Source organism: Gluconobacter kondonii, assembly GCF_002723995.1.
GTDB classification, from domain to species: domain Bacteria; phylum Pseudomonadota; class Alphaproteobacteria; order Acetobacterales; family Acetobacteraceae; genus Gluconobacter; species Gluconobacter kondonii.
In genome coordinates this window covers 1-3,056 of the sequence record NZ_BEWP01000047.1, presented here as the reverse complement: position 1 = coordinate 3,056, position 3,056 = coordinate 1, and the positions used below count along the sequence as shown (strand labels likewise).

The window sequence follows — 3,056 nt, the reverse complement described above, 5'->3', positions numbered from 1 at the left end:
CTCGTGTCAGACGCTCGCGGAACAGCCTGGCTGTTCTGGCATCAGGCACCCGATCTGAAAGCCCCGGCCAAGGAAGCGCATGAACGACAGGCGATCGTTGATCAGATACTCCGTCCGTTCATCGGACAGATTGTTCAGCGTCTGGATCACCAGGATTTTGAACATCAACACTGGATCGAACGGCGGTCGCCCGCCCTTGCTTCCGTCTGAATAGGCCAGAGCCTGCTCCAGGTCAGGACGGAACACTTCAAAATCCACAGTCCGGGAAAACGCTTCGAGCTGCTCACCAAGCCCGCTCAATCGAGCAAGTCGCTCTTCAACGTCAAAAAATCCCGCCTGCTTCATCTTCCATATCCCAATCAACTCACAGGAAATGGAATCACAGAGCAGCTCTCAAAACCAGGGGTTTTTCGAACCCTCCACTTTCCTCCTCTGCGGACGAGAAGATTTAACTTGCGTCCCACGTTCGTTTGTTCTCTTTTTGTTCTCGTTAGGGAGAACAGTCATGACTTCGAACGCGCTGGCGCGTCTGCGCGAGCAGGTCCGATGCCTCGAGCGTCGAAGCCTGCCTCACTCTATTTTCCCGGTGCTGCCAACAGGCCTGCAGCCGGTCGATGACCATCTGGGCGGCGGCCTCCAAACCGCCAGCCTGCATGACATTCTGGTGCCCGATCCGCTTGAAATTGGTTCCAGCCTCGCCCTGCTTCTGCCTCTGCTCGCGCGCAGTGGCCAGCCTGTTTTCTGGCTGGGTACGGTTCCCCCTCAGCTCCATGCCTGGGGACTGCACCAGACCGGAATCTCGCTCCGACACCTGATCTGCGTTGAGAGCGATGACGCCAGTGTTCTGGCTGTGGCCGAGGATATCCTGCGCGGTCCCGAGCGCGCCCTTGTCGTGATAGCTGGTCCGCATATCCCCTCCCTGACAGAAGTGCGTCGCCTGAATCTGGCTGCCGAAAGCAGCGGGAACACCGGCTTCTTCCTGCGCCCTGTCAGCGTCTCCCGCTCCTCCGGAAAAGATCCCTGTGCCTGCGCCACACGCTGGCAGATCACCTCTCATCCTTCAGCCCCTCTCTGTTTGCCGGGACTGGTCCTGCCGCTTCCCGGACCCCGTCGTCTTTCCGTCTCGCTGTTGCGGGTGCGTGGAGGACGTCCTGCCCACTGGCTTCTCGACTGTCCTGACCATGCGCCGCTTCCTCGCCCTGTGGCTTCCCTTCTGGCGCACCGAGCGCCTCCAGCTCTGCCAGCCGGATCATTACCTCCCCGATCGCCCGCTTGTTGTGCACGCGCCTGAGCACAACCGCCAGACGCTCACGGCCGTCAATCCGGTGGCGCTGGCAGCGGGCCTGAGACCGGGTCAGCCGCTTGCCCAGGCGCGGAGCCTTGTGCCGGACCTCCTGTGCGTCGAGCAGGACACTGACGCCGATGATGCGGCTCTTCACGAGCTCTGTTGCTGGCTCCTGTGGCTGTCGCCCCTGCCCGCTCTCGATGCGCCGGATGGCCTGTACAGTGACACAACTGGCTGTGCCCATCTTTATGGTGGTGAAGAGGCCATGCTGTCTCTTGTCCGGACGCGCCTTTCCGAGAAAGGTTATGCCTGTTCTCTGGCCCTGAGCGACAGCGCGGCGGCCTCGCGCGCCCTGGCGCGCTCCCGCCTCGACGGGGCCTGTGTCATCCCGCCTGGTCAGCAGAAACAGGCTTTGGACCGCCTGTCCTGCTCGGCCCTGCCGATTGCCTCAAACACAGCATCCCGTCTTAATCGTCTGGGACTGACAACTATTGGTGCGCTTGCAGCCCTTCCCCGCGCGCCTCTGGCCAAGCGGTTCGGCGCGGAACTTCTCACCTGTCTGGATGAAGTGCTTGGGCGTCAGGCCAAACCGCTGAGCGTGGTTCAGGTACGGGACCGGATCTCGCTGTCGCGCTCGCTTGTCGAACCTATCGGCACCGCCGAGGCGATTGCGACCGTCATTGAGGCCCTCGTGCCAGGCGCCTGCGCCTTACTGTCCCGTCGCGGCGAAGGCGCACGGCAGATCGATTTTCTCTGTGTCCGTGTGGACAGCACGGTCCAGGCTATCCGTGTGGGCACGTCCGATCCGACCTCAGACAAGACGCGCATCCTGCGCCTCCTCAAAGATCAGATTTCCCGGATTGAACCCGGTTTTGGCATTGAGGCTGTCACCCTCACGATCAGCGCCAGCGAGCCGATAGAGGCCGGCCCCGCTCGCCCGGTACTTTCAGACCCAGAGGATCGTCAGGTCGACACGGTGCCCGCGACCCTCATCGATCGGCTGATCAACCGTCCGGGTGTTGCAGCCGTCTATCAGTTTGCGCCCCGGTTTTCCGCCTGGCCGGAGGACGGACAGTCTCGCGTTTCTCCGGACAACATGGCAAAATCGCCTTTCGCGAGCCAGATGCTCTGGGCGCGGCCGAACACTTTGTTCGATCTGCCCGTCCGGGTGCAGGTGACTGCCCTGCTCCCGGACGGTGCGCCCCGCCAGTTCGTCCTCAAGCGGCAGACACATCGCATTGCAGCGGCCGACGGCCCCGAACGTCTGCTAGGCGAGTGGTGGCACACAGTCGAAAACTATGGCGCGATCCGCGATTACTGGCAGGTCGAGACCACGACCGGCCTGCGCCTGTGGCTGTTTCGCAAAGGGGACGGCCGCCACGACTGGTCCGGTTCGGGCGAGTGGTTTCTTCAGGGGGTGTTCTGATGGAGCCCCGTGACGATCTGATCCCGGCCAGCACCTCGGATGTGGCCGAAGTCCTGATGCACGCGCTGTGTTACGACGGACGCAGGCGAACGCATGACGCCGCCGAGCTGATGGCCCGTCTGGTGGCCGAGCGTCTGGTCGCCTATCTCGAACGATCCGGATTTGTCGTGATGCGCGCTCCCACCAGCAACGCGCCTGATAGCAGCCGACATCCCCATCCCCACCGCCGCTAGACCATGAGCGCGCCTTATGTCGAACTGCAGGTCACGTCCTCGTTTTCGTTCCTGCGCTCGGGCAGCCAGCCGGATGAACTGATCTTCCAGGCGAAAGCCCTGGGCTATGACA

At 62.5% G+C, this 3,056-nt stretch carries 3 protein-coding genes and 1 pseudogene; 3 read left to right on the top strand and 1 reads right to left on the bottom strand.

The features are described from left to right. Positions 1–345: pseudogene (locus tag GKO01_RS15600) on the bottom strand (transposase); the annotation flags it as partial. A 160-nt stretch (positions 346–505) separates the two neighbouring features. Between GKO01_RS15600 and GKO01_RS15595 the strand changes: the two are divergent. The 3 genes from GKO01_RS15595 to GKO01_RS15585 are packed head-to-tail and all read left to right on the top strand — an operon-like array spanning position 506 to position 2,944. Further along, the gene (locus tag GKO01_RS15595; protein ID WP_099287787.1) at positions 506–1,291 is read left to right on the top strand and encodes an ImuA family protein; all 786 of its coding nucleotides are present in this window, start codon (positions 506–508) and stop codon (positions 1,289–1,291) included. Continuing rightward, positions 1,182–2,711, top strand: a complete 1,530-nt coding sequence (locus GKO01_RS15590) for a Y-family DNA polymerase (RefSeq protein ID WP_244901522.1) — start codon at positions 1,182–1,184, stop codon at positions 2,709–2,711. The genes GKO01_RS15595 and GKO01_RS15590 overlap by 110 nt, the downstream gene beginning before the upstream one ends. Then, complete coding sequence (locus tag GKO01_RS15585; RefSeq protein ID WP_041240859.1) at positions 2,711–2,944, top strand: PDDEXK family nuclease; 234 nt, start codon at positions 2,711–2,713, stop codon at positions 2,942–2,944. The genes GKO01_RS15590 and GKO01_RS15585 overlap by 1 nt, the downstream gene beginning before the upstream one ends. The last annotated feature ends 112 nt before the right edge of the window (positions 2,945–3,056 follow it).

Excerpts from the sequence above, each read along its gene's own strand:
- GKO01_RS15595 (WP_099287787.1), top strand. The coding sequence starts at position 506 with ATGACTTCGAACGCGCTGGCGCGTCTGCGCGAGCAGGTCCGATGCCTC.
- GKO01_RS15590 (WP_244901522.1), top strand. The coding sequence starts at position 1,182 with ATGCGCCGCTTCCTCGCCCTGTGGCTTCCCTTCTGGCGCACCGAGCGC.
- GKO01_RS15585 (WP_041240859.1), top strand. The coding sequence starts at position 2,711 with ATGGAGCCCCGTGACGATCTGATCCCGGCCAGCACCTCGGATGTGGCC.